At 64.3% G+C, this 25459-nt stretch carries 21 protein-coding genes and 1 pseudogene; 6 read left to right on the top strand and 16 right to left on the bottom strand.

Annotation, left to right across the window (positions count from 1 at the left end; translation table 11 throughout):
* Nucleotide 1: 1 nt before the first annotated feature.
* The 3 genes from CLU90_RS00110 to CLU90_RS00100 are packed head-to-tail and all read right to left on the bottom strand — an operon-like array spanning nt 2 to nt 3524.
* The gene (locus CLU90_RS00110) at nt 2-352 is read right to left on the bottom strand and encodes a hypothetical protein (RefSeq protein ID WP_100426889.1); all 351 of its coding nucleotides are present in this window, start codon (nt 350-352) and stop codon (nt 2-4) included.
* Entirely contained in the window at nt 349-1917 is a 1569-nt protein-coding gene (locus CLU90_RS00105; protein WP_100426888.1) for a glycerol-3-phosphate dehydrogenase/oxidase, read from the bottom strand. The genes CLU90_RS00110 and CLU90_RS00105 overlap by 4 nt, the downstream gene beginning before the upstream one ends.
* The gene (locus CLU90_RS00100; RefSeq protein ID WP_100426887.1) at nt 1914-3524 is read right to left on the bottom strand and encodes an FAD-binding oxidoreductase; all 1611 of its coding nucleotides are present in this window, start codon (nt 3522-3524) and stop codon (nt 1914-1916) included. Before CLU90_RS00100 ends, CLU90_RS00105 begins: the two co-directional genes overlap by 4 nt.
* A gap of 139 nt (nt 3525-3663) precedes the next feature.
* Between CLU90_RS00100 and CLU90_RS00095 the strand changes: the two genes are divergently transcribed.
* The 3 genes from CLU90_RS00095 (at nt 3664) to CLU90_RS00085 (ending at nt 6511) form a co-directional block, all read left to right on the top strand.
* Complete coding sequence (locus CLU90_RS00095) at nt 3664-4725, top strand: AraC family transcriptional regulator (RefSeq protein ID WP_100426886.1); 1062 nt, start codon at nt 3664-3666, stop codon at nt 4723-4725.
* A gap of 92 nt (nt 4726-4817) precedes the next feature.
* Complete coding sequence (locus CLU90_RS00090) at nt 4818-5600, top strand: 3-hydroxybutyrate dehydrogenase (RefSeq protein ID WP_100426885.1); 783 nt, start codon at nt 4818-4820, stop codon at nt 5598-5600.
* A gap of 62 nt (nt 5601-5662) precedes the next feature.
* A complete protein-coding gene (locus CLU90_RS00085; protein WP_100426884.1) occupies nt 5663-6511 on the top strand; it encodes a DUF2071 domain-containing protein in 849 nt (282 codons plus the stop codon).
* On the opposite strand, the gene CLU90_RS00080 is transcribed toward CLU90_RS00085, so the two are convergent.
* From CLU90_RS00080 to CLU90_RS00065, 4 genes are all read right to left on the bottom strand, one after another.
* On the bottom strand, nt 6483-8129 hold the full coding sequence (locus tag CLU90_RS00080) for a methyl-accepting chemotaxis protein (RefSeq protein WP_100426883.1): 1647 nt from the start codon (nt 8127-8129) through the stop codon (nt 6483-6485). The two genes, CLU90_RS00085 and CLU90_RS00080, sit on opposite strands and share 29 nt — an antisense overlap.
* Before the next feature lie 144 nt (nt 8130-8273).
* The gene (locus CLU90_RS00075; RefSeq protein WP_100426882.1) at nt 8274-9515 is read right to left on the bottom strand and encodes an HD-GYP domain-containing protein; all 1242 of its coding nucleotides are present in this window, start codon (nt 9513-9515) and stop codon (nt 8274-8276) included.
* Nucleotides 9516-9850: 335 nt separating this feature from the next.
* Entirely contained in the window at nt 9851-10441 is a 591-nt protein-coding gene (locus CLU90_RS00070; protein ID WP_092712301.1) for a hypothetical protein, read from the bottom strand.
* Between the two features lie 73 nt (nt 10442-10514).
* A complete protein-coding gene (locus CLU90_RS00065) occupies nt 10515-10868 on the bottom strand; it encodes a winged helix-turn-helix transcriptional regulator (RefSeq protein ID WP_100426881.1) in 354 nt (117 codons plus the stop codon).
* A gap of 114 nt (nt 10869-10982) precedes the next feature.
* Here CLU90_RS00065 and CLU90_RS00060 point away from each other — a divergent pair, with 114 nt between their 5' ends.
* Both CLU90_RS00060 and CLU90_RS00055 read left to right on the top strand, forming a co-directional pair.
* On the top strand, nt 10983-11690 hold the full coding sequence (locus CLU90_RS00060) for a glutathione S-transferase family protein (protein WP_100426880.1): 708 nt from the start codon (nt 10983-10985) through the stop codon (nt 11688-11690).
* A 118-nt stretch (nt 11691-11808) separates the two neighbouring features.
* Nucleotides 11809-13893 (top strand): S9 family peptidase, encoded by a 2085-nt coding sequence (locus tag CLU90_RS00055; protein ID WP_100426879.1) that lies wholly within the window; start codon nt 11809-11811, stop codon nt 13891-13893.
* Between the two features lie 154 nt (nt 13894-14047).
* Here CLU90_RS00055 and CLU90_RS00050 read toward each other — a convergent pair whose 3' ends face one another.
* The 8 genes and pseudogenes from CLU90_RS00050 to CLU90_RS00015 all read right to left on the bottom strand — a co-directional run bounded on the left by CLU90_RS00050 (nt 14048) and on the right by CLU90_RS00015 (nt 23382).
* Nucleotides 14048-16099, bottom strand: a complete 2052-nt coding sequence (locus tag CLU90_RS00050) for an esterase-like activity of phytase family protein (RefSeq protein WP_100426878.1) — start codon at nt 16097-16099, stop codon at nt 14048-14050.
* 71 nt (nt 16100-16170) lie between these two features.
* Nucleotides 16171-17097, bottom strand: a complete 927-nt coding sequence (locus CLU90_RS00045) for a helix-turn-helix domain-containing protein (protein ID WP_092712291.1) — start codon at nt 17095-17097, stop codon at nt 16171-16173.
* Nucleotides 17098-17152: 55 nt separating this feature from the next.
* Nucleotides 17153-17392, bottom strand: a pseudogene (locus CLU90_RS30195) (helix-turn-helix domain-containing protein); the annotation flags it as partial.
* 328 nt (nt 17393-17720) lie between these two features.
* Nucleotides 17721-19196, bottom strand: a complete 1476-nt coding sequence (locus tag CLU90_RS00035; RefSeq protein ID WP_100426877.1) for a mannitol dehydrogenase family protein — start codon at nt 19194-19196, stop codon at nt 17721-17723.
* A gap of 1 nt (nt 19197) precedes the next feature.
* The gene (locus CLU90_RS00030) at nt 19198-20244 is read right to left on the bottom strand and encodes an ABC transporter ATP-binding protein (protein WP_092712286.1); all 1047 of its coding nucleotides are present in this window, start codon (nt 20242-20244) and stop codon (nt 19198-19200) included.
* A gap of 23 nt (nt 20245-20267) precedes the next feature.
* Complete coding sequence (locus CLU90_RS00025; protein WP_100426876.1) at nt 20268-21086, bottom strand: carbohydrate ABC transporter permease; 819 nt, start codon at nt 21084-21086, stop codon at nt 20268-20270.
* 10 nt (nt 21087-21096) lie between these two features.
* Nucleotides 21097-21957, bottom strand: coding sequence for a carbohydrate ABC transporter permease (locus CLU90_RS00020; protein WP_092712282.1), 861 nt, complete (start codon nt 21955-21957; stop codon nt 21097-21099).
* Between the two features lie 114 nt (nt 21958-22071).
* Nucleotides 22072-23382 carry an ABC transporter substrate-binding protein gene (locus CLU90_RS00015; protein ID WP_092712279.1) on the bottom strand — a complete coding sequence of 437 codons (1311 nt, stop codon included), beginning with the start codon at nt 23380-23382 and terminating at the stop codon, nt 22072-22074.
* Between the two features lie 310 nt (nt 23383-23692).
* On the opposite strand from CLU90_RS00015, the gene CLU90_RS00010 reads away from it, so the two are divergent.
* Complete coding sequence (locus tag CLU90_RS00010) at nt 23693-24961, top strand: maltoporin (RefSeq protein WP_100426875.1); 1269 nt, start codon at nt 23693-23695, stop codon at nt 24959-24961.
* A 109-nt stretch (nt 24962-25070) separates the two neighbouring features.
* On the opposite strand, the gene CLU90_RS00005 is transcribed toward CLU90_RS00010, so the two are convergent.
* Nucleotides 25071-25459, bottom strand: a 389-nt coding sequence (locus CLU90_RS00005; protein WP_198511114.1) for a chitinase C-terminal domain-containing protein, incomplete at its 5' end; no start/stop codon positions are given.

The raw sequence follows: 25459 nt of genomic DNA, 5'->3' as shown, positions 1-25459 counted from the left end.
CTTATGCCAGGCTGGCCAGCGCGGCGCGCAGCGCGGCTAGCAGCGCCTGCGGATCTTTTTCCGGCCGGGCGCTGAAGACGGGCGCTTCCCAGTCCTGCCCCCGCACGGCCACCACGCGCAAGCGTCCCTGTTCGTTCCAGGCCGGATACCAGCCCACGTCGACGATGTCGCCATTCGCGCACGTGATTTGCAGCAGGTCTTCGCCCAGGTCATCGACGAGGACGTCCACGCTCTGGCGCAAGTCCAGCGGCGACAGGCTGTCGTAGGTGATGCGCGCGTCGCCCAGGTCCAAGGGCTGGCCAAACAGGATGGTCTCGATGTTGCTCTCCTTTTTATATTTATCGTGCTTCATTCGCCTTGCGGCACGCTGTAATGGCGGCGCCACAGGGCCAGGTAGCGCTGCTGCTCTTCTTCCCAGCGCGCGTCGTCCCAGCCCAGTTCACGCTGGCAGATGGCGCGCAAGCGCGGCATGATAGCAAGCGCGCCGCCGGCCAGCTGCAAACCGAGGCGCGTGCGCCGCAGCAGCAAGTCGTCCAGGTGCTGCACTTCCTCCATGCGCGCGCCCCAGCGCAGCTGCGCCCACAGGGTCTGCGTGCCGGGAATCGGCGCCAGTTCGCCATCGTGCGCCGCATCGCACAGCGCTTGCGCCCCCGCGCCATGGCGGCCCAGCAGCCTTTCGCGCTGTTCGGCATCGAGCACCAGGGCCTTGCCCGACAAGGGCGGCGTCGTGTCGAAAATCGGCAAGGGGCGCAAATCCGCTTGCCAGCCCGGCAGCAGCGGCGCGGCGCGGCGCAATGCGTCGAGGGCGATCACGCGAAACGTCGTCAGCTTGCCGCCCGTCACCGTCAGCAAGCCGTTTTCCAGCCATAGCGCATGTTCGCGCGCTTCCTTCGACGGGTCAAGCTGGCCGCTGCCGATCACGGGACGCACGCCGGCAAACGTGGCCAGCACGTCGCCTTCACCCAGCGCCAGCTGCGGGAACTGCCACTGCAAGGCGGCCAGCAGATACGCGAGTTCGGCGCGCGTGATGGCCGGCTCCACGTCCAGGCTGGCGCCGTGGTCGACATCGGTGGTGCCCACGAGGGTCACTCCCTCCCACGGATACGCAAACACGGGACGGCCATCATGCGGGTGCATCAGGCTGACGGCTTGCGCCAGCGGCAGCCGCCAGGCGGGCAGCAGCAGATGGCTGCCGCGCAGGGGCCGCAGTTTCGGCGTTTCTCCCACCTGACCGCGCAAACCGTCGGCCCAGGCGCCCGTGGCGCTGATCACGAGGCGCGCGCGCACGGTCAATGCCCTGCCATCGAGCGCATCGGTCAAGGTGGCGCCGGCGACCTTGCCACCGTCGCGCAGCAAGGACGCCACGCCCAGGTAATTGACGGCCACGCCGCCATGACGCCGTGCTTCCTGCAGCACGCGCAGCACCAGGCGCGCATCGTCCGTCTTGGCGTCCTGGTAGAGCATGCCGCCCTGCAGGCCGTCGCGCCGGACGTGCGGCGCCAGCATGGCAAAATCCGCCGCATCGACATAGCGGCGCGCGCGCCGCCCCGCCATCACGTCGTAGATGGCCAGGCCCAGCATGAACTGGCGCCGCCCCGGCTTCCTGCCAAGGTAATCGCCAAAGGCAAAGCCTTGCGGCTCGACCAGCCCGGCTGCATCCGTCAGCAAGGCTACCCGCTCATGCACCGATTCGCGCGTCATGCCGAACTGGCCCTGCTTCAGGTAGCGCAAGCCGCCGTGCACGAGCTTCGAGGAGCGGCTCGACGTGCCCCAGGCGAAATCGCGCTGCTCCACCAGCAGGGCCGTCAAGCCGCGCCGCGCCGCTTCGAGCAGGATGCCGGCGCCCGTGATGCCGCCGCCGACGACCAGCACGTCCCACTCGCGCGCCAGGATGCCGGGCAAATCCGCCCTGTTCACAATCCGATTCCCGCGTCAGGCAGCAGTTTGCCCGGGTTCATCATGCCCTGCGGGTCGAACTGGCGCAGCAGCGCGCGCATGGCGGCGATGCCCAGTTCTCCCTTTTCGGCCACCAGCCACGGCGCGTGGTCCGTGCCCACGCCATGCTGGTGGCTGATGGTGCCGCCGTTGGCGACGATGGCGGCGCCGGCCGCGCGTTTCAAGGTACGCCAGCGCGCCATGTTGTCCTCGTACGTGGGCGCCAGCCGGTACACATAGGTGGTGTAGACGCTGGCGCCCTGCGCATACACGTGCGACAGATGCGTGTAGGCGTGCACCTGCTCGCCGTACTGCGCCAGCGCGCCGGCCCCCGCCTGTTCCAGCGCCGCCATCATGGGCGCCACGCGGGGCCAGTCGACGGCCGTTTCCACCGTGTCGATCACGTAGCCGTGTTCCCACGCGCCATTGCGCAGGTAGACGTTGCGAAAGCGCCCCTGCTTCCATTTATCGCCCATGTGACGTCCCACGTGCACGCCGCCGTGCCGCCGCGCCAGCGCCAGGGCGCCGCGCAGGGCCGCGCGGGCCGGTTTTTCTTCTCCGCTGACGCCCAGCATCAGCATGCACTTGCCGTCGCCGCAGCCACGCAGCGACAAATAGCGCTCCAGCAGTCCCACCAGTTTTTTGTGCCCTGCCAGGGTCAGCATGGTTTGCGTTTCGACCGCGTTCGACAGGCGCAGCATGCACAGGGGCAGGCGCGACTGGGCCAGCGCCCGCACGGCCGATTGCGCCTTGCCCCAGTCCGCGAAAAACACGGCGTGGAATGCTTCATAGGGCGGCAGCGGCGAGACGCGCACCGTCGCCTGCGTCAGGATGCCCAGCCGCCCTTCGGAGCCGAGCACCATTTCACGCAGGTCGATGCCGGCCGCCGACGCGGGAAACGTGGGGATGCGCAAGGTGCCGGCCGGCGTTTCCACTTCGCCGCCCGCGAACAGCTGCTCGATGCGGCCATAGCGCAACGATTGCTGGCCCGACGAGCGCGTGGCGATCCAGCCGCCCAGAGTCGAATACTCGAACGACTGGGGATAGTGGCCCAGAGTGTAGCCGTGTGCGCGCAGCTGCGCTTCCAGGTCGGGGCCATACACGCCCGCGCCGAACGTGGCCAGTTGCGCTTCGCGGTCCAGGTGACCCAGCGCGCACAGGCGTACGAGGCTGACCGACAGCACGGGACGCGGCCCCGCCGCCACCGTCAAATGCCCGGCCACGCTGGTGCCGCCGCCGTGCGGGATGACGGCCACGCAGGCCTGGCGCGCATATGCAAGCAGCTGGCGCACCTGCAGCGCGCTGTCGGGAAAGGCCACGCCATCGGGCACCGCGCCGATGCGGCCATGGCGCAATTTGAACCAGTCGGGCAGGCTTTGGCCGAGCGCATGGCGCACGCGCGTGGCGGGCTGGGTATCGATCAGCGGATGCGGCGCCAGGCGCGAAGCGGGCACCTGCGCGCAGGCGTCGTCGAAGGTGGCATCGACGATGCCGCTGCCCGGCCCCAGGCGCTCGCGCAGGAATGCCAGCGCATCCCCGCTCAGCGCATACGTGATGCCATCATCTCCCCAGCCATTCCAGCGTTGCATCGATATCCCCTGTGTCCGGCCAGTTGCGCGCCACGGCGGCTTGCTATACTGTTCCTGCCTGATTTTCTTGCTAGATCAATAGCATATGCCGCCACAGACGAAGGGTATTGGTTTTTCATGACAATCGCATTGTTCCATCATGACAAGCACTGAAGGCCGGGTCGCCGGCGCCTATCTGCTGCCGCTGCTGGAAGCGGCCGGCGCGCACGGCATCGATGGCGTCACCCTGGCGCAAGCGGCCGGCGTGGCGCCGCACAGCCTGGAAGCGTCCACGCCCGGCCTGGCCGCGCGCGACTACGTGCGCCTGCTCGATGCAGGCGCGCTGCTGGCGGGCGACGCGCATTTCGGCCTGCACGTGGGCCAGCGGGTGCGCATGGGCACGTACAGCGCGTACGGCTTGATACTGCTCAGTTGCAGCAACGTGGGCCAGGTGCTGGAACAGACGGCCCGCTATGAACGGCTGGCGCACGACCTGGGTCAGTCGGCCCTGCAGCGCGATGGCGCCGTCGCGCATTACCGCTGGACCAGCAACTACCCGGGCGCCAGCCGGCACCTGGTCGACAGCGTCTTTGCCGGCGTCAAAGTCAGCGGCGACTGGCTGGCCGGCATGCCGCTGCCGCCGGCCCGGCTGGCATTTACCCACGATGGCGGCGGCGAGCTGCTGCGCCACGCGGCCCACCGCGACGAATACGTGCGCGTGCTGGGCAGCCTGCCCGCCTTCAACGCCTCCGCCAACACGGCCACCTTCGACGCGCAATTGCTGGACTGGCCCGTGCCGAACGCCGACGTCAGCCTGTACCCCGTGCTGTGCCAGCATGCGGAACAATTGCTGGCGCAGCGCGAGGCGGCAATGCCGACGGGCGACGCCATCGACGCGCAAGTGCACGCGGCCATCGTGGCGGGCTTGCGCCAGGGTTCGGCGCGGCTGGCCGCCGTTGCCGCCACCCTCGCCGTGACGCCGCGCACCTTGCAGCGCAAGCTGGCCGACGCGGGCACGAGCTTCCAGGCCCTGCTGGACCAGGCCCGGTACGGCCTGGCGCGCGATTATCTGCGCGAGCCGGATTTGTCGCTGGTCGACATCGCCTTCCTGCTCGGCTACCAGGAGCAAAGCGCGTTCAACCACGCGTTTCGCACTTGGGCGGGCACCAATCCCGGCGCCTGGCGGCTACAGGAAATCCTTGAGCGGCAGCAAACCACATAGAGGTGCGCGGGGCATGCGCGAGCCGTTTTCTCGCTATACTGGCATAGTCAGGTTTTCCACGATCACTCCAACCCGCAATGCAAAGGATTAATATGCAACTCAAAGACAAAGTCGCACTGATTACCGGCGCCGCCAGTGGTATCGGCAAGGAAATGGCTATTGAATACGCGAAACAGGGCGCCAAGGTCGTCATCGCCGACCTGGCCCTGGAAGCGGCCAGCAAGACGGCCGAGGAAATCAAGCAATCGGGCGGCCAGGCGTTTGCCGTCGCCATGGATGTTTCGAGCGAAGAGCAAGTCGACAAAGGCGTGGCCGATGCCGTGGCCCACTTCGGCGGCATCGACGTCCTGATCAGCAACGCGGGCATCCAGATCATCAGCCCCGTCGTCGACTACCCGTTCGAGCAATGGAAAAAGATGCTGGCCATTCACATGGACGGCGCTTTCCTCACCACGCGCGCCTGCATGCGCGAAATGATCAAGGCCGGCCGCGGCGGTGCCATCATCTACATGGGTTCCGTGCACTCGCACGAAGGCTCGCCGTTCAAGAGCGCCTACGTGGCCGCCAAGCACGGTTTGCTGGGCCTGGCCAAGGTCGTGGCCAAGGAAGGTGCGAAAGATGGCATCCGCGCCAACGTCATCTGCCCCGGCTTCGTGCGCACGCCGCTGGTCGACAAGCAAATTCCCGAACAGGCGGCCCAACTGAAGATCAGCGAAGAAGACGTGATCAAGAAAGTGATGCTGAAAGACACGATTGACGGCGAATTCACCACCACGCAGGACGTGGCGCAAACGGCCATCTTCCTGGCGGCATTCCCGTCGACGGCACTGAGCGGCCAATCCATCGTCGTCAGCCACGGCTGGCACATGCAATAAACAGGTAACGCATCCGGCAGGCGGCGCCGTCCGCCTGCATCACCGCATCTGAAAGTTCCCAATTGCAAGACAACACTTACCGCCACCCGCGCGCGGGCTGGCAGGGGCGATTGTTTGCCGCGTTCGCCAATTGCACGCGTTTTGCCAAGGTGCGCCAGGCCGTCATGTCGCGCCTGCCCTTCCTGACACTGCACAGCGACGTGCGCGACGTCGTCTACGTGAGCTGGCTGGTCGATGCCGAGGCCGCGCAGCGGCTGCTGCCTGCGGGCGTGACCCTGTGGCAGCGCGGCGGCAAGACGCCATTTACCGTGCTGACCTACCGCCACGGGCATTTCGGCCCGGCCCTGCTCGGCCCCTTACGCAAGCTGCTGCCGTCGCCCCTGCAAAGCAACTGGCGCTTGTACCTGGACCACGCGCCGCCGGGCGCACCGGCCGTACCCTGCGTGTATTTCTTGAAAAACATCATGGACAGCCTGCCCCATGCGCTGGGCACGCGGCTGTTCAGCGACATCCTGCCGACCCACCTGGCCGCCGGCATGACGCATGAGGTGACGGCCACGCAAGCCGGTTGCAGCATTGCCAGCGGCGCCGGCAGCGCCCCGCCGCTGGACGTGCAGGCGGACATCGCGGCGGAGCGTGGCCTCGATGCCGACTGGCAGCAACTGTTCGGCAACTGGAAAGACGCCGTCGCCTTCCTCGCCTGCCAGGATGCGGCCATCGCCCACGTGCCGCGAAACGGCAAGCTGGTCTTTGGCGAAATCGACTTGCCCGTTGATGTGGGTCAAGTGCAAGCGCTGACGGCCTTGCGCGCCGACTGCGGCTTGCTGGCGCAACTGCCGCCCGTCTCTACGCCGTTCGCCTTTCTCGTGCCCGAGGTTGCCTTCAAGGCGCTGTCAGAGCGCCTGCTGTAGCGCGGCGGCGCTCGGGTGGCGCGCGCAGGGGCGTGGCCGGGCCGCCGCGCCGCCGTTCCAGCTTGAACAGCGCCATCGCCTGCTCCAACTGCAGAGTCTGGTCTTGCAGCGAAGCGGACGCGGCCGCCGATTCCTCCACGAGCGCCGCGTTCTGCTGCGTCACTTCATCCATTTGCGTGACGGCCATGTTCACCTGGCCGATGCCGTGGCTTTGCTCGCGCGAAGCCGAGGCGATCTCTTCCATGATGCCGTGCACGCCCTGCACGGCGCCCAGCATCTCGGCGCTGCTGGCGCCCGCCTGCTGCGCCAGCTTCGCGCCCGCCTCCACCTGCGTCAACGACGCCGTGATCAATTGCTTGATTTCCGTGGCGGCCGCCGCGCTGCGGTGCGCCAGGCTGCGCACTTCTCCCGCCACCACGGCAAAACCGCGTCCCTGGTCGCCCGCCCGCGCCGCTTCCACGGCCGCGTTCAGGGCGAGGATATTCGTCTGGAAGGCGATGCCTTCGATAATGCCCGTAATGTCGCCGATCTTCTTCGACGAGGCGTTAATGTCCGCCATCATCGTCACCATCTGGCCGACGAGTTCGCCGCCGCGCCCGGCCAGGCCGTGGACCTTGCCCGCCATGTCGCTGGCCTGCACGGCGTTGCCGCTGTTTTGCTGCACCGTGGCCGCCAGTTGCTCCATGCTCGACGCCGTCTGCTGCAGGGCCGACGCCTGCGCTTCCGTGCGGCCCGACAAGTCCATATTGCCGGCGGCAATTTCCTGGCTGGCCATGCTGATACGCAGGAAATTGCCGCGCACATCGCCGACGATGGAGTGCAAGTTCACGCGCAACTGGCGCAGGGAGCGCAGCAGCTGGCCCATCTCGTCGCGCCGCGTCGTGTCGAGTTCGCCCGTCAGGTCGCCGCCCGCCATCACGTCGCAGGCCTGGCGCGCCCGTTGCAACGGTTGCAGCACGGCGCGGTGCAAGCTGTGCCAGAAATACAGGGTCGCGCACAAGGCCAGCACGGACAAGCCCGTCAGCCAGCCCTGGGCCGCAACCGGCAGCACGCCAGCATTCCACGCCAGTTGCAGCAGCAATACCAGGCTCAACAAGCCCAGGTTCCAGCCGATGCGCTTGCCCAGCGGCAGGTCGCGCAAGCTCGCCAGCCTGGCCAGCAAGCCCGTGCGCACGGCCGCGCCCTGGCTGATGACGATGCCGTCCGCCTGCCCCGCCTTGATGCGCGCGTACAGGGCGGACGCCTGCGCCACCTGCTGGCGCGTGGGCTTGGTGCGCACGGACATGTAGCCGACGGCCACGCCGTCTTCCACCACGGGCGTGACGTTCGCCAGCACCCAGTAATAATCGCCATTCTTGCAGCGGTTTTTCACCATGCCGCTCCACGAACGCCCCGAGCGGATGGTGGCCCAGAAATCGGCGAACGCTTCGATCGGCATGTCCGGATGACGGAGGATGTTTTGCGGCGCACCGATCAATTCTTCCGCGCTGTAACCGCTGACGGCGATGAAATACGGGTTGGCATAGGTGATATTGCCTTGCAAGTCGGTAGTCGAGACGATCGTCTCGGTATCGCTCAGGTTGATTTCGGTATCGCTGACGGGAAGATTGAGTCGCATGGTGACATCCTCAGAAGTAGCCCGTACGGTGACGGGTATGCGGACAAGGAACGGCTGCCAGTCAGAAAAGCGGGCACGGCACTGGCACCATTATTTTAATATTTTATTATTAATAAACTGCAACTTATTACGACCTGTACACCGTCAAGCCATCGCGGCTTCACCGGCCCAGTAACGGTCGACGTCCTGCAGGCGCCACTGGGCAGCGCTTTCCGTGGAAATAATGCGTTCCAGGCAAGCCGGGGCGGCCAGGTCGATGTCGGTCGGGGCGATGCAGGTTCCGGCGCGGATGGAAAAAAAGACGCGCACGGTGGGCAAGGTCAGCGGCTTGCCCGGCGTCTGCCCCACCACCACGGCCAGGCGTTCCGACCGCAGCCGCACGAGGGTGCCCTGCGGATAGATGCCCAGGCATTTGACGAAGGCGGCGAACAATTGTGCGTCCAGATGCCCGCCACGCCAGGCGGCCATGCGGCGCAGCGACTCGGCCGGGCACCAGCCCTGCTTGTACGGTCGGTTCGACGTGATCGCGTCGTACACATCGCAAATCGCGCCCATGCGCGCATACACGCTGATTTCCGCGCCGCACAAACCCTCGGGATAGCCGCTGCCATCGAGTTTTTCATGGTGGTGCCGGCACACGTCGAGCACCACCGGATCGATCTCGCCCACCTCTTGTAACATCCGGTGGCCGGCCGCCGGATGGGCGCGCACGGAGGAAAATTCCTCTTCGCTCAAGCTGCCCGGCTTGTTGAGGATGGCGGACGGCACGGCCATCTTGCCTATATCGTGCAGCAAGCCGGCCAGGCCGGCCGAGCGCACCTGCCCGGGCGCCAGGCCCGCTTCCGCGGCCAGCGCCGTCATCAGCGCACACACGGCCACCGAATGCATATACGTGTAGTTGTCGGCGGTTTTCAGGCGCGCCAGACCCAGCAGCACACTGCCGCCGCGCAGCACCGTGGCCGCGATATCGTCGACCAGTTCGTAAGCCTGCCCCACGGACAAGGCCTTGCCCATGCGCACCTCGTCAAACATGGTCCGCACGGCCTCGCGCGAACGTTCCAGCACACGCCGGGCGTGCGCCACTTCCTCGTCGCGCGAGAGAGACGGGCGAGCCTCAGCGACGGCAACGGGCGCGGGCGTGACATCGGCGGCTGGCGGCGCCACGGCAGCGGATGATGCGCATGCCGGAGCCGCTTGCGCCTGCGCCAGCCCGCGCGACGTGTCGATCCACACCTCGCAAAGACGTGCCGTACGGATACGTTCCAGGTCGGCCGGCGACTTGAGCAGGAAGGAGCGCGTCCAGAACGGGTTATCGAGCCAGGAACGGCCCAAACGCTCGACATACATTCCCAGTACCAGTTCGCTACTCGTTATTTTTTTCAGCACGACGGTTCTCCAGACAGTCAGATCGCGGCATTTACTTGCGCATTATCAATATAATACGCTCAAAAATAACGATTAAAATAAATAAATCAGTTTATATGGCAAAATCGCAACAAATGCAAAGAAACTCACCAATTCTATCAATTTAACGAAAATTGAATGCGAATTGACAAATATATCAATTCAACCATATTGACTGGCTTGGCTGGTCTGCCTACTGCGGATGAGGGTGTGCCTGCCTGCCGGCGGCCATGTGGGCCGCCGCACAGGCTTGATGCGCGGGAGGGGTGCTGTGAAGGAGTATCGGTGGATGCGCGAGCGGCCTGGCGGCCGCCGGCTTAGCGGGGCACGTAGCGCCAGCCGCCGTTCTCGAGCATGAAGGTCAGTTCCGTCTTGATGGCTTCCGGGCGGCTCGGCACGCTCAATTCCGTATCGCATACGAGGTAACCCGTCTTGCGCTTGACGTCGCACTCGTTGACGGCCTTGACCTGCATGGTGCTCTGCGCTTCCTGCATCTGCACGTCCTTGGCCGCTTCCGGATTGCGCGCCACTTCTTCCTTGGCCCACGCGCGTATCATCGCTTGCGCCTCGGCCGGCGACGGTCCAGCGAACTTGGCGTTCTTGCGTTCGACGCCGACCCAGGTATCGCCCTCGTTACGCAGGGGCAGTACATTAAAGGCATCGCGCATGCCGGCGCTCATGCCCACCAGGCACACCACTTCGCCCGGCACTTCCTGCGACTCCTGGCAACCGGCCAGGCTGGTGACCTTGATGACGAACGGCATGCTCGACTGCGTCTTCGCTTGTGTCTTGGCCACGCCCGCCTGCACGGCGGCCTGGATTTGTTCGAGTGTCGGCATGGTGGCCGCCTGGGCCGGCAGGGCGGCGAACAGGGCGGCGGCGGTCAGGGCGAAAGAGGTCAGGCGCATGGGTATCGGGAGTAGTGATCAAAGGCGGGCAGTCTAGCACTTCGCATAAAAACAGTTGTTTCTGTAGAGACATCTAGCCGGCATCGGGCGCGAGGAAGGCGCCGCCCGCGTCCGCCTGTCCGCGCAGGCGCAAGCCGATGGCGCGCAGCATCTTGACCAGTTCGCGCAAGCGCAGGCCTTCGTCCGTCAGCCGGTATTCCACCTTGACGGGCACTTCCGCGTAGATCGTACGCGTCAGCAAGCCCGCTTCTTCCAGCGCGCGCAAGTCCAGGGTCAGCATGCGCTGCGAGATATTCGGCACGGCGCGGCGAATTTCACTGAAGCGCTTCGGCCCCGCCATCAGATAGCTGAGCAACACCACTCGCCAGCGCCCGCCCAGCAAGCGCATCGCCTCTTCCACGGCGCAGCCGGAGACATTGTCTTTCATTGTTCGCTTCCAACCTGGTATAAAAAATGTACCTATACCACATTATTCTGCCTTCTTCCAAATAGTAACCATCACGATTAGACTGCCCTTCCCTCACCTCAATGGAGTTTCGACTTGGAAACCACCCTGATCTACAGCGTGCCGTTCGGCTGCTCGTTTGCCGCCATCGCCGCCCTCGAATGGAGCGGCTTGCCGTATCGTTTGGCCCGCGTGGAAGCGCGCGACCCGGCCAGCAAGCGGCATCCGGCCTTTCTCGCCATCAATCCCCTGAGCCAGACGCCGGCCCTGCTCACGCACACCGGTGCGCCGCTGCTGGAAAGCATGGCGATCCTGCTGCACCTGGCCGCCCGCGCACCAGGCAGCAGCCTGGGTTTTGCGCAAGGCACGCCGGAATATGATCGCCTCAACAGCGTGCTGTCCTTTTTGCACACGACGTTTCACGCGGCCTTCATGCCCGCCTTCCAGGCCGCGCGCGCGGTGCCGGAAGATGCGCGCGCGGGCGTCTGGCGCGAGATGGCCGTCGAGAAAGTGAACAAAAGCCTGGCCCACTTGGAGCGCCTGCTTGCTGGCCGCGCCTGGCTCGTATCGGACACGGCACCGACCATCGCCGACGCCTACCTGGCCGCCACGGCGCGCTGGGCCGAACCGCTGCAGCTGGCCAGCCTGGCCGATTATCCGAACACGGCGCGCGTGCTGGCGGCGCTGGAACTAGACCCCGGCATCCGCTTTGCCCACGCCATCGAAGACGGCGTGCCGGCCGCCAGCCGGGGCGGTTTCCTCGGCCACGTGGCGCTCGACCAACTGGCGCAAAACGCCGGCTAACCGGCGGTCAACTCCCGCAGCAGGCGCGTCTTTATTGCTATGATGTCGGGCTGCCGGCGGTACAGCCGGCCACGTCAATACCATATCGATAACGTCGCAATATAAAACGGGAGTTTGAATGAGTTTACGTCTGCTGCTCTTGGGAGCATTCAGTGCCGCCATGGCCACCACTGCCGCCGTGCCGGCCTTGGCCGCGCCACGCGGTTTCACCGTGGAAGACATGGTGGCCATGGAACGCGTGGGCAGCCCCGTGCTGTCGCCGGACGCCACGCGCGTCGTCTACACGGTGCGCACCACCAACCTGGACAAAAACCGCGGCAACACGCAGCTGTGGATGATCGACCTGCGCGCGCCGAACGCGGCACCGCGCCAGCTCACGCGCGGAGACGCCAGCGCCAGCGACCCGCAATGGTCGCCGAACGGCGACGCCATCTACTTCCTGTCCGGCCGCTCCGGTTCCTCGCAAGTGTGGCAGCTGCCCCTGAACGGCGGCGAAGCGGCCAAGGTCACCGACCTGGCGCTGGACGTCGACACCTACCGTCTGTCGCCGCAGGGCGACCGCCTGGCCTTCAGCATGGGCGTCTTCCTCGATTGCGCGGACCTCGCCTGCACGAAAAAGCGCCTCGATGAAAAAACGAAAAACAAGGCGAGCGGCATGGTCTACGACCAGATGTTCGTGCGCCACTGGGATACCTGGGCCGACGGCCGCCGCAACGCGCTGTACTCGGCGCCGATCGATGCCACCGGCAAGGTCAGCGCCGCGCCCGTCAGCCTGAGCGGCACCCTCGACGGCGACGCGCCATCGAAACCGTTCGGCGACAACGGCGAATACCACTTCAGCCCGGACGGCAAGACCGTGGCCTTCTCCGTGCGCGTGGCCGGCCGCACGGAATCGTGGTCAACCAACTTCGACGTCTACACGATTCCCGCCACCGGCGGCCAGGCGCCGCGCAACCTCACGGCCGACAATCCGGCCTGGGACGCGAAAGCCACCTACTCGCCCGATGGCCGTACCCTGGCCTATGTCGCCATGACCAAGCCGGGCTTCGAAGCGGACCGTTTTCACCTGGTGCTGATGGATGTCGCCACGGGCAAGAAACGCACCGTGGCCGACGACTGGGACCGTTCCGTGGCCGACTTCCGCTGGACGCCGGATGGCAAGGCCTTCCTCGTCACCGCCGATGACGTGGGCCAGCATCGTCTGTTCCACATCGACGCGGCCAGCGGCAAGGTCGCTGCGCTGACGGGCAAGGGCGCCGTGGGCGACTTCGACGTGCGCGGCAACACCATCGTGCTGGCGCAAGCCAACCTGGCTTCGGGCGCGCAGCTGTACACGCGCAAACTCGACGCGAAGTCGGAAAATGCACCGATGGTGCAGCTGACGAAACAGAATGCGGCAGCCCTGGCCGACGTGCGCTTCGGCGAATATGAACAGTTCTCGTTCGCCGGCGCGAATGGCGAAACCGTCTACGGCCACGTCATGAAGCCGTGGAATGCCAAGGCCGGCGAAAAATATCCAATCGCCTTTTTGGTCCACGGCGGCCCGCAAGGCAGCTTCGGCAACAGCTGGAGCTACCGCTGGAATCCGCAAGTGTATGCGGGCGCCGGCTACGCCACCGTCTTCATCGACTTCCACGGCTCGACCGGCTATGGCCAGAAGTTCACGGACTCCATCAGCGGCGACTGGGGCGGCAAGCCACTGGTCGACTTGCAGAAGGGCCTGGAAGCGGCCACCAAGAAATTCCCGTGGCTGGACCGCGAGCGCAGCTGCGCGCTGGGCGCGTCGTACGGCGGCTACATGATGAACTGGATCGCCGGTAACTGGCCGGACGGCTTCAAATGCCTGGTCAACCACGACGGCGTGTTCGACAACCGCGGCATGGCTTACGCGACGGAAGAACTGTGGTTCACGGAATGGGAAAATGGCGGCACCTACTACGACGCGCCGGCCAAGCACGAGCAGTTCAACCCCGTGAACTACGTGAAAAACTGGAAGACGCCGATGCTGGTGGTCCAGGGCGACCTCGATTTCCGCATCCCCACAGCACAAGGCCTGGGCACCTTCACGGCGCTGCAGCGCCAGGGCATCCCGAGCAAGCTGCTGGTCTTCCCGGACGAGAACCACTGGGTGCTGAAGCCGGCCAATTCGCTGCTGTGGCATCACACCGTTTTGGGTTGGTTGAATACCTACACGAAGAAGTAAACGGATACATGTCGGATTACGGCCTTCGGCCTAATCCGACCTACCGTCCACTTTCACGATAAAAAGCCGCGCGGCGCATTTCTGCACCGCGCGGCTTTTTCATGTAGGTCGGATTAGCGGCGCGCAGCGCCGCGTAATCCGACACAGCAGCACATCAATACGTATTGAGCGCCTTGGCAAACTTCACGATCCACAAGCGGCTTGGACGTTCGCGGTCGTCGCCGCGCGCCACGCGGATGGTGTTGGCGGCGTTGCAGCCGGCGGTGCTGCTCGTGACGATGGTGCCGTTGGCGTCGACCGTGCACTTGGTCACGTCGGCGCCATCGACTTCCACGCCATTCGCGTCAAAGACCTTGGTTTTCAGGCCGAAGTCATTGTCGTTGGCCAGCGCGATGGTCGAGTCGTCGATCAGGGTCAGGCCTTCCGCTTTTTCCGCCGCCCATCCGATGGCGTTCAAGTCCAGCAGCAGGGTTTTCTTCAGCGGCGTGACGGCGGCCCAGTCGGCGCCATTGACGGCCGCGCCGCCCATGCTGCTTTTTTCCAGGTCCGACGTCGTCGCGTTGAAGGCGGCGGCCGAAATATCGGTGGCGCCCTTCAGTTCGACCAGCATCAGTTTGTTGAACACCTTGCCCGACGGCGCGGCGCCCTGCTCGATGACGAGGAACTTGCCGCCGCCCAGCGCCACCATGTCGCCCAGCTTGGCGTTGCCCGTGCGGCCATCCTGGTAGTCGGCCGCATTGAGCGGGTACGCAAACATCTTGCCGCTGGTGCCCGTCGTCGGATCGAATTCGATCCAGCGCGTGAAGCGGGCGAAGCGCTCGACCTGTTCATTCTTCTTCGTCACCGAATACGGCGCCGTGCCGTCGGACAGGGGGCTTTGCAGGAAAGCGTACAGCTTGTCGTTGCTCGTGTCCAGGGTCATGCCTTCCATGCCGCGGTTCGCGCGGCGCTTGGCGAAGAGCGCCGGCAAGCCCTTGCCCGGCTCGTACTTGGCCTGGATGATGCCCGTGGCCGCATCGATCTTGACGATGAACGGACCGTATTCGTCGGACACCCACAGCGCATTGCGCTTGGCATCGACGACGATGGCTTCCGAATCGAGACCGCCCGCGTTGAAGACGGCCTTGCCGCTTGCGTCGAACTTCATCGCATCCATGACGGGAATCTCGGCCGAATTGCCGACGGCGCCCACGGGCACGGGCAAGCCCGAACTGTTGACGGTAGCCGATACCTTGATCGGCGTGCTCGATGTCAACACGGCGCCGTTCTTGCCCACCGTGAGCACGCCGAACGAAGGCGTGAAGCTCGGCGACGGGAAGATCTTGCTGCCGATCGTACCCTTGCCCGATGGATCGGGGAGCAATGGGCCGTCGCCGTTCGGGCCGCGGTCCGTCAAGCCATAGAATTCCAGGTCGCCGTTGGCATTCTTGCCCTTGTAGGCCAGGCCCGAACCGTACGATGGCAAAAAGCCGTTCGGGAATTCGCCCTTGATCTTGGCGTTGGCGCCTTCGTACGGCACGTAGAACTTGCTGTCCGCCTGGATCTGGTAGCGCGTCACGGTCACTTTCACTTCGCCGACCGGATTGGCTTGCGTCAGTGCCTCGTTGACGGGCGCGCCCGCTTTCGAGGCCAGGGTGTCTTCAAAATGCTCGCGCACGAGGGCGCGGCGCTCCGCATCGACCGTGCGGCCGGCGAATTTCGCGCCCACGGCCGCCAGATGCGCGGACAGGGCCGCGTTGAAGACGGCCGGTGCGGTGGCGAAATCGAGCGTCTTGCCGGCCAGCGCGGCCTTCACTTCCGCCGTCAGCTTGATGCCGTTCGACGGATCGCTGTCCTCGTCCAGCAATTGCAGCGCCAGCAGGCGGTTGACGACCTTGTCGTCCGCCACGTTGGTGCTGGCGGCCAGCGCCAGCGGCGTGACGACGGGGCCGCACGGGGCCGAGCCCAGGGCCAGGCCGCCCACGCTGAAGGCGACCGTGTCGCCCGGGTTGCAAATGAATTCGCCCTTGGCATTGGTGCTGGCCTTGGCCGCGCTGCCGGCCACGTAATCGAGTCCTTCCACCGCGCCGTCGAGGAACACGCCCGTCTGCGCCACGGGCTTGGCCGGCTCATTGTGGCTGTCGCTGCCGCCACAGGCGGCCAGGGCCAGGCCGGCGGCGATGGCCAGCAGGGTCAGTTTCGGGGTGGACGTTACGGCAGTCTTCATGCATTCCTCGGCTAGGGTGGGATTGAAGCCGTGGAGGATAACTGTTCAAAGTGACAAGCCCATGACAGGCATCACGGCGGTGGCGTATCCGCAACAGGCCCGCCGATGCCGCCAAAGCGTCCATCGGCCTGGCGCCGGAATTCCTTCGGCGTGACGCCCTTCACCTGCAAAAAGCGCCGGTTGAAATTGGCCACGTTCTGGAAACCCACGTCGTAGCAGACATTCGATACATATTGATCCGTATCCATCAGCAGCTGGCAAGCCTTGTTGATGCGCAGGCGGTTCATGAAATCCGTGAAGCTGTTGCCCGTCGCCTTGCGGAAGAAGCGCGAGAATTTACTCAGCGACATGCCCACCTGCTCGGCCAGCATTTCCGCCGAAATCGGCTCGCGGTAATTATCCGTGATGTAGTTGAGGACGGCATTGACCTTGGCCAGGGTGGCGTCATCGTCGTAGGAACGCAGTGAGGCGCTCGACAGCAGCCGGTAATTGGCCGTGCGCGCCAGCTTGCTCATTAATTGCACGAATTCGGCGAAGCGCTCGGCGCCGTGCGTGGCGCGGATGCGCGCCAGGTGCTGCTCGGCCTCGTAGCCCATGTCGAAAAACTCCACGCCATAGCTGGAGCGTTCGAGCAGCGGCAGCAGCTCGCGCAATTCGGGGATCACGCGCGCGGCGCCGGCCAGCGGCGCGTGGGCGAATTGCACGATCATGTCGCGCAGGGCCACGCCCCCTTCCGGCATGACGTTGGATATCCAGTTGTGCGGCAGGCGCGGCCCCGTCAGCACCAGGTGGCCCGGCGAGAACTCGCCGATATAGTCGCCCACGAACAAGCGCCCGCTGGTGGCGACGATCAGGTGCAGCTCGTACTCTTCATGGCAGTGCCAGCGCACGCGCGAGCTGGGATAGCCATGTTCCAGGTAATTGATGATGCCGTCGTAGCTTTCGCGTTCCAGTTCGGGCGCCTTGCGCTCGCCGTCCTTCTGCCATCGGTATTCCATGCTCGTCTCTCCCAGGCTGTCCCCGCCTGTGCCATCCAATGTACCTCAAAAAGCGTCACTCGCCAAAGCGGCCCAGCGCCTGCTGGCGAAATTCCTTCGGCGTCATGCCCGTCAATTCCAGGAAGCGCCGGTTGAAATTGGCCACGTTATTGAATCCCGCCTCGTAGCAGATGTTGCTGACGTAACGCTGCGTCTCCATCAGCAGCTGGCAAGCCTTGTTGATGCGCAGGCGGTTGACGAAGTCCGTGAAGCTGTTGTCCGTGGCCTGGCGAAAGAAGCGCGAAAACGTCCGCTCGGGCATGTCCACCTGCTCGGCCAGCTGCTTCAGCGAGAACTGGCTGCTGTAATTATGCACGATGAAGTTGATGGCCGAACTGATGCGCGCCAGCGCCGCGTCGTCGTCGCTCGACTGCATGGGCACCGTCGACAGCAGCTGGTAGTCGCTGGTCTGCGCCAGCAGCGGCCTGCCAGCGCACCAGCGCATTCGGAAAGCCGTGCTCGAGGTAGCGGATGAAGCCGAAACTGCCTTTCGGCTCGAAGCCGGGCATGGCGTCGCGCTGCTGTTCCAGTTCCATCTGCGGCAGGCAAGCATCGGCTTTGCGTGGCATGGTCCGCCCTCCCCCTCAAGCGACGATCTGTTCCAGCGCCGCCCGCGCGCCCAGCCCATACAGGCTGGCCAGCGCCTCGCCCACCGCCTGCGTGAATGCAGGTGCGTCGGAGAGGTCGCCAAACAGCTCGCGCAGGGACAGCAGCGTCGTGGCATCCGCCCCGCCCTGCAGCGCCAGCGCGCGCAGGCGCGCCGCGTACGGGTCGCTCAAAGGCAGTTCGCGCCCAGCTTCGTCGTGGCCTTCCAGGTAGCGGAACCAGCACGCCACGGTAAAGGCCAGCAGCTTGATGGCGCCACCTTGGGCCAGCGCTTCGCGCACGGACGGCAGCACGAATTTCGGAATGCGCGCGGAACCCTCCGTGCCGATGCGCGCCAGCTGGTCGCGCACGGCCGGATTGGAGAAGCGCTCGATCAGGGTATCTTTATAGCTGTCCAGGGCTATGCCTTCCACTTCGTCCAGCAGCGGCGTCACCTCGTCATCCATCATGCGCCGCACGAGCGCGCGGATGCCAGGATCGTTCATCGCTTCGTGCGCGAACGTGTAACCGAGCTGCATGCCGATGTAGCACAGGGCCTGGTGGCTGGCGTTCAGCAGGCGCAGCTTCATCTTTTCATACGGCAGCACGTCGTGCGTCATCTGCGCGCCCACCTTTTCCCAGGCCGGCCGGCCCTGCGGGAATGCGTCTTCGATGACCCATTGGCGGAACGGCTCGCACACGACGGGCCAGGCGTCGATGATGCCGAAGCTGTCGCGCACGAGCGCCCGGTGTTCGTCGGTGGTGGCCGGCGTGATGCGGTCGACCATGCTGTTGGGGAAGCTGCCATCGGTGGCCAGCCAGCGCGCCAGCTCAAGGTCGCGCAGGGCCACAAAGGCCAGCAGCATCTTGCGCGTCACATCGCCATTGTTTTGCAGGTTATCGCAGGACATGATGGTAAACGGCGCCAGGCCCCGCTCGCGGCGCAGGGCCAGCGCGGCGGCCAGGTAGCCGAACGAGCAGCGCGGCGCCTGCGGGTGCGCCAGTTCATGCACGATGTCGGGGTGTTGCGCGTCAAATTCGCCCGTGCCCTGGTTCACATAATAGCCGCCCTCGGTGATGGTCAGCGCGACGATGCGCGTGCCAGGATCGGCCAGCTTTTCCAGCACGGCTTGCGGGTCGTCGGGCGCATACAGGTAGTCGCCCACGCAGCCGATGATGCGCGCAGAGTCGCCCGCCGCGCTGCGCTCGACCACCGTGTACAAGCCATCCTGCGCCCGCATGGCGTCGCGCATGGCCGCATCAATCGCCAGCAAGCCCACGCCGCAGTATCCCCATTCCGCGTTACCGGGCAAGGCCAGCAAATCGTCGAGGTAGACGGCCTGGTGGGCGCGGAAAAAGCCGCCCACGCCGATATGCACGATGCTGGGCACGAGTGTCTCGCGCACGTACGCGGGCACGGTCACGGTGGCCGGCAGCTTGGCCAGGTTGGCCTGTTTCAGTTCAATGGCGCTCATTTCAAACTCCCTTGGCGGCGGCATAGGTCTTGCCGGCGCGGTCAAAATAATGGACGAAGCCCGGCTCGAACGTCAAATGCGTCTGCTGGCCCGGCTGCAGGCTGCTGCGCTCGGCGCCGCGCGAGACCACCTGCACATTGTTCGGCAAGCGCACATAGGTCAGGGTTTCCACGCCCAAGGATTCCACCAGGTCGACGGTGACGGGCACGCTGCCCGGCTGCGCCGCGCCCAGGTGCACATGTTCGGGGCGGATGCCGACAAAGCCGTCCGCCTGCGCCGCGCTGCCCGCCTGCGCCAGCAGCTGCGGCGCCGCGTCGGCCGGCACCACGTTCATGCTGGGCGTGCCGATGAATTGCGCGACAAAGCGGTTGGCGGGACGGTCATACAGTTCCAGGGGCGAGCCATGCTGCTCGATCTGCCCGTCGCGCAGCACGACGACCCTGTCGGCCAGGGTCATCGCTTCCACCTGGTCATGCGTGACGTAGATCGTGGTGGCGCCCAGTTCGCGGTGCAGCTTGGCGATCTCGATGCGCGTCTGCACGCGCAGTGCCGCGTCCAGGTTCGACAGCGGTTCGTCGAACAGGAACACCTTCGGGTCGCGCACGATGGCGCGGCCGATGGCCACCCGCTGGCGCTGGCCGCCCGACAGCTCCTTCGGCGTGCGCTCCAGGTATTTCCCCAGGTCGAGGATGGCGGCCGCCTTGTCGACCTTCTCGCGGATGATGGCGGGATCGACGCCGGCCAGTTTCAGCGCGAACGACATGTTCTGGAACACCGTCATGTGCGGGTACAGCGCATACGACTGGAACACCATCGCCAGGTCGCGCTTGGACGATGGCAGGGCCGTGATGTCGCGCCCGTCGAGCGACAGCTTGCCGCCGTCGATCGGCTCGAGGCCCGCGATCAGGCGCAGCAAGGTGGACTTGCCGCAGCCGGACGGTCCGACGAAGACGACGAACTCGCCCTGCCGGATTTCCAGGTCGATGCCCTTGATGGCGCGGTGCTCGCCAAAGAATTTTTCGATATTGCTCAGTTGAAGGTAAGCCATGATGTGTGTCTCTATTCTGTAGTTTATTTGACTGCGCCGAAAGTCATGCCCTGCACGAGTTGCTTCTGGCAGAACCAGCCCAGCGCCATGATGGGCGCAATCGCCATCAGCGACGCGGCCGATAATTTGGCCCAGAACAAGCCTTCCGGACTGGAATACGAGGCGATGAGCCAGGCCAGGGTGCCCGCGTTGGACGCGCCCAGGTTCAGCGACCAGAACGATTCATTCCACGACCACACCATGCAGACCAGCGCCGTGGAGGCGATGCCGCCCACGGACAGGGGCAGCACGACGTGGCGGAATTCGTCCCACACGGTGGCGCCATCCATGCGCGAGGCCTCGAGGATTTCGCGCGGCAGCTCCTTCATGCTCGTGTACAGCAGCCAGATCATGATGGGCAGATTCATCAGCATGAACATGATGGTCAGGCCGATGCGGGTGTCGAGCAGGCCGAAGTACTGGTAGCAGATATAGATCGGCATCAGGGCGCCCACGCCGGGCATGTAGCGCGAGCTGAGCATGAACTTCAACAGGCCGATGGTGCCGCCCGTCGGGAAAAACGCCATCGAATACGCGGCCGGAATGGCGATCAAGAGGCCAATGGCCGTCGACAGCACGCTGGTAAACAGCGAGTTCCACGCGTAGCCGAAGTAATTGTCGCGCGCCAGCACTTCGCGGAAGCTGTCCAGGGTCGGCGTGAAGAACAGCAGCGGCGGCGTGGAAATGGCTTGCCCTTCCGTCTTGAAGGCCATCAGGCCCAGCCAGAAGATGGGGAAGAACAGCAGCAGCGCGCACAGCCAGGCGGCGGCCGTGCGGCCATACAGATTGAATTTGCCATGCATGATGGTCTCCTTATTTCGACAGATTCTTGCCGATGACGCGCATCAGGAAGAAGGCGGCGATGTTGGCGATGAGCACGGCGAACAGGGCGCCGGCCGAGGCCGCTCCCACGTCGTACGACAGCAGTGCCTGCTGGTAGATCATGAAGGTGATGGTGGTCGTGTCAAAGCCGGGACCGCCGCCCGTCGTCGTAAAGATTTCCGCGAAGATCGACAGCAAAAAGATCATCTCGATCATCAGCACCACCGAGACGGCACGGCCCAGGTGGGGAATATAGAGGTAGCGCAACTGCTGCAGATAGGTCGCGCCATCCATGCGCGCCGCTTCCAGCTGCTCGCGGTCCATCGATTGCAGGGCCGTCATGAAGATCAGGCAGGCAAACGGCAGCCATTGCCACGAGACCATCATGATGATGGAAAACAAAGGGTGGGCCGACAGCCAGTCGACGGGCGTGGCGCCAAAGAAGATGCTGATCTGCGCGAACAGGCCGTAGATCGGGTTGAGCAGCATGTTCTTCCACATCAGGGCATTCACGGCCGGCATGACGAGAAACGGCGAAATCAGGAGCACGCGCACGACGGCGCGCCCCGGGAACGCTTCATTGATCAGCAAGCCCAGCGCCGTACCCAGCACCACCGTGACCAGCATCACGGAAAACAGCAGGGTAAACGTGTTCTGCAGGGCCGGCAGGAAAGAGGCATCGGTAAAGAAGAAGTGGAAATTGGCCAGGCCATGGAAAGGATGGCCGCTCGGATCGAGCATGGAATAGCGCACGAATGCGTAATACAGGGTGATCAGCAGCGGGATCACGGAAATGACGGAGACGGCGACCACGGCCGGCGTCAGCAAAGTCCGGGGGATAATGCGTTTCATAGTGTTCTCTTGGGGCAGGTGAACCGATAACCCGCAAAGCTAAAGTGCCGGGGTCGGACCCTCATGGTCCGACCCCAGATTACGCCGTTGGGGTACGCAAACAATGCAACAGGCCTACTTGTAGTACCCACCTTTGCGCATTTCTCTTTCCGCCGTCTGCTGCGACAACTCCAGCGCCTGGTCCACCGTCACCTTGCCCAGCAATGCTGCCGCCATCTGCTGGCCGGCCGCCACGCCGATCACCTGGAATTCGGGAATCGATGCGAACTGCACGCCCACGTACGGCGATGGCGGCAAGGTGCTTTGCACGGCGCGCGTGGTGGCCAGGGCCTTGCCTTCGGCGGCCGCAAATTTCGCCACTTTCTGGAACTCGGGGCTCGCATACGTCGACTTGCGCGTACCCGTCGGCACGTTGGCCCAGCTCGTTTCCTTGGCTACCAGTTTCACGTAATCGGGCGACGTGGCCCAGTTGATGAAGCGCTGCGCCTCGTTCGGGTGCCTGGAACTCGATGGTATCGCCAGCGACCAGATCCACAGCCAGTTGGCGCCCCGCTCCGTCACGCCCACGGGCGACTGGGCAAACGCCACCTTGTCGGCCACCTTGCTTTGCTTGGGGTCCGTGATGAAGGACGCGGCAATCGTCGCGTCGATCCAGATGCCGCACTTGCCCTGGTTGAACAGCGCCAGGTTTTCATTGAAGCTGTTGGCGGCCGCGCCCGGCGGACCGTATTTCTTCATCAGGTCGACGTACATGTTGACCGCGTCCTTCCACGGCTTGCTGGTAAATTGCGGCTTCCATTGCATGTCGAACAGCTGGCCGCCGTAGGAATTGGCCATGGTGGTGATCAGGGCCATGTTGTCGCCCCAGCCCGGCTTGCCGCGCAGGCAGATGCCGTACACGCCATTGGCCGGATCGTGGATCTTGGCGGCCACGTCGCGCAGCTGGTTCCAGCTTGGACGGTCGTCGATCATCATGCCCGCTTTTTTGACGAGGTCGCTGCGGTACATGATCATCGAGCTTTCGCCATAGAACGGCGACGCGTACAGCTTGCCGTCGCCGGACAGGCCTTCGCGGATGGCGGGCAGCAAGTCGTCGATATCGTACTTGGCGTCCGGCTTGATGGGGATCAGCCAGTTTTTCTTGCCCCAGATGGGCGTTTCATACAGGCCGATGGTCATCACGTCGAACTGGCCGCCCTTGGTGGCGATATCGGTGGTCATGCGCTGGCGCAAGACGCCCTCTTCCAGGGTCACCCACTTGAGCTTGATGTCGGGATTGGCTTGTTCGAAGAACTTGCCGAGCTTTTGCATTTCGATCATGTGGCCGTTGTTGACGGTGGCGATGACCAGGTCGGTGGCGGCGAAAGCGGACGTAGCGAAGCAGAAAGCGCCGGCGCACAGCGCGGCAATGGCGGAACGTTTCATTGTGTGTCTCCAGTGTTTTTTGTCGTTGGCGATGCCCGATTACTTGGCACCGCGACCACAATGTAGCACCGGCCTTTGATACTTTCTGATACTCCAAAACCGCAATTCGATACTCTTTTGCAAGCCCACCATGCGCAAGAGTATCGATATGTGGCAAAAACAACACTCTGAAAGAAAGTATCAGTACTTGCGCGTTTTGTATCAGGGTGGTTAAAAAAGCGCTGCTAGACTTGGTTTTCGGCATTAGACCGTGTGCGGTGGCCACCTTCCGGGGCGTCACCGCTGCCACCAACATTCTTCTGGAGACCGCATGAATCGCACTGCATTGAAAACTTTACCTGCCCTGCTCCTGGCCATCGCCAGCGCTTCCGCCATGGCCGACCCCATGTACCCATCCGACTCCGAAGGCTTCCACGGCTACCTGCGCGCTGGCGCCGGCAGCAATACCTCGGGCGACGGCGGTTCGCAAGGCTGCTTCGGCCTGGGCGGCAATACCATGAAATATCGTCTGGGCAATGAGTGCGATGCCTACACGGAATTCGGCTACACCAAGTCGATCGCCAATTCCGGCGGCGTGAACTACCTGGCCACGGTCTGGGTCAACGCTTACGCGCCCAACTCCGATTTCGGCGACAACAAGCTGGGCATCGTCAAAGCCTATGTCGAAGCGCAGGGACTCGACTTCCTGAACGGCGGCACGGCCTGGATCGGCAAGCGTTTCTACTACCGTCCTGACATCCACATGCTGGACTTGCAATACATCAACATGAACGGCACGGGTGCCGGTCTGGACCGCATTCCTGCGGGCCCGGGTAAATTCTCGTACGCCTTCTTCAAGGACAACGACATCAACACCGTGTCGAAGAGCGGCGTCGTCAGCACCAAGTCCGCCGTGCGCCAGAACTTCATCTACGGCGAGATTCCCGTCAATGAAAACGGTACCCTGGACCTGGCCGCGACCTACATCATCGGCGAAGGCAAGGACAACGACGCTTTCGGCCAAAAGCATAACGGCTGGCAGTTGTCGGCATTCCACCGCCAGGCGAAAGTCTTCGGCGGCGGCAATACCTTCGGCGTGCAGTATGGCGTCGGTCCCGGCACGGGCAAGGGCGCGCAGTTCGGCGCTTCGGGCGACACCAATTTCGGTTCGGACGTGAAACGCACGCGCATCTTCAATGACATGGCGATCCAGCCGATGGCCAACTTCGGCATGGAATTCGTCGCCCTGTGGCAAAAAGACGAGTCGAACGCCACCGGTTCCTCGACCTGGACCTCGGTCGGCGTGCGTCCCGTGTACGCGTTCACCAACAACTTCAAGCTGGTGGGCGAACTGGGCACGGACCGCGTGACGCAAGCGGGCGGCCTGCCGGCCAAGCGCCTGACCAAGCTGACCATCGCCCCGACGATCTCGGCCGGTCCTGGCCTGTGGTCGCGTCCTGAACTGCGCGCTTTCGTGACGTACGGCAAGTGGAACGATGCGGCGACCGCCTCGGTCAATGCGTCGAACAACGGCGGCCCGATCTACAACAACAATACCAGCGGTACTTCCTATGGTTTCCAGGTGGAAACCTGGTTTTAAGCTGAAACAACCCGGAAGCAAAGGCTGGGGTCAGACTCGTTGGGTCTGACCCCGAAAAAAGGGCGGAACCTCGGTTCCGCCCTTCTCTGTTTACACTGCCGGATTCAACTTACGGCAATGCCACCGGCAGTTCCGGATACTCCTGCGTCAGCGCGTATCTGGTGCCGCCCACGGTGACCGTGTAGTTGGCCGGTCCCGAGATCGGCAAGCGGTAGTTCAGGGTCAGCGCGACGGAGCCGCCCGGCGCCAGCGATTGCCAGGAGGGAATCGCAAAGCGGGCCCGGTTGTAGTTCTTCGTGAAGCCGCCGATATTGTTCGGCCCCGTGTAGCCGGCATTGATGACCGTCAAGCCGAAGCCGGACTGGTCGCTCATGTCCGATGGCGCCGAGACGGGATAGTCGAACTCCACCACGGTACCGCCCGGCAAGGTCGTGGCCGTGTTGTTCTTCACCGTCATCACGGGGTTGATGGGGAAGTTGCTGTCGCCCAGCTTCCAGC

Origin of the sequence: Janthinobacterium sp. 67, from assembly GCF_002797895.1 — a bacterium.
In the GTDB taxonomy this organism is placed as follows: domain Bacteria; phylum Pseudomonadota; class Gammaproteobacteria; order Burkholderiales; family Burkholderiaceae_D; genus Janthinobacterium.
This window is presented reverse-complemented; position numbering and strand designations above follow the sequence as displayed.

Excerpts from the sequence above, each read along its gene's own strand:
- CLU90_RS00095 (WP_100426886.1), top strand. The coding sequence starts at position 3,664 with ATGACAAGCACTGAAGGCCGGGTCGCCGGCGCCTATCTGCTGCCGCTG.
- CLU90_RS00020 (WP_092712282.1), bottom strand. The coding sequence starts at position 21,957 with ATGAAACGCATTATCCCCCGGACTTTGCTGACGCCGGCCGTGGTCGCC.
- CLU90_RS00065 (WP_100426881.1), bottom strand. The coding sequence starts at position 10,868 with ATGAAAGACAATGTCTCCGGCTGCGCCGTGGAAGAGGCGATGCGCTTG.
- CLU90_RS00030 (WP_092712286.1), bottom strand. The coding sequence starts at position 20,244 with ATGGCTTACCTTCAACTGAGCAATATCGAAAAATTCTTTGGCGAGCAC.
- CLU90_RS00025 (WP_100426876.1), bottom strand. The coding sequence starts at position 21,086 with ATGCATGGCAAATTCAATCTGTATGGCCGCACGGCCGCCGCCTGGCTG.
- CLU90_RS00015 (WP_092712279.1), bottom strand. The coding sequence starts at position 23,382 with ATGAAACGTTCCGCCATTGCCGCGCTGTGCGCCGGCGCTTTCTGCTTC.
- CLU90_RS00045 (WP_092712291.1), bottom strand. The coding sequence starts at position 17,097 with ATGGAATACCGATGGCAGAAGGACGGCGAGCGCAAGGCGCCCGAACTG.
- CLU90_RS00050 (WP_100426878.1), bottom strand. The coding sequence starts at position 16,099 with ATGAAGACTGCCGTAACGTCCACCCCGAAACTGACCCTGCTGGCCATC.
- CLU90_RS00010 (WP_100426875.1), top strand. The coding sequence starts at position 23,693 with ATGAATCGCACTGCATTGAAAACTTTACCTGCCCTGCTCCTGGCCATC.
- CLU90_RS00100 (WP_100426887.1), bottom strand. The coding sequence starts at position 3,524 with ATGCAACGCTGGAATGGCTGGGGAGATGATGGCATCACGTATGCGCTG.
- CLU90_RS00090 (WP_100426885.1), top strand. The coding sequence starts at position 4,818 with ATGCAACTCAAAGACAAAGTCGCACTGATTACCGGCGCCGCCAGTGGT.
- CLU90_RS00035 (WP_100426877.1), bottom strand. The coding sequence starts at position 19,196 with ATGAGCGCCATTGAACTGAAACAGGCCAACCTGGCCAAGCTGCCGGCC.
- CLU90_RS00110 (WP_100426889.1), bottom strand. The coding sequence starts at position 352 with ATGAAGCACGATAAATATAAAAAGGAGAGCAACATCGAGACCATCCTG.
- CLU90_RS00055 (WP_100426879.1), top strand. The coding sequence starts at position 11,809 with ATGAGTTTACGTCTGCTGCTCTTGGGAGCATTCAGTGCCGCCATGGCC.
- CLU90_RS00080 (WP_100426883.1), bottom strand. The coding sequence starts at position 8,129 with ATGCGACTCAATCTTCCCGTCAGCGATACCGAAATCAACCTGAGCGAT.
- CLU90_RS00070 (WP_092712301.1), bottom strand. The coding sequence starts at position 10,441 with ATGCGCCTGACCTCTTTCGCCCTGACCGCCGCCGCCCTGTTCGCCGCC.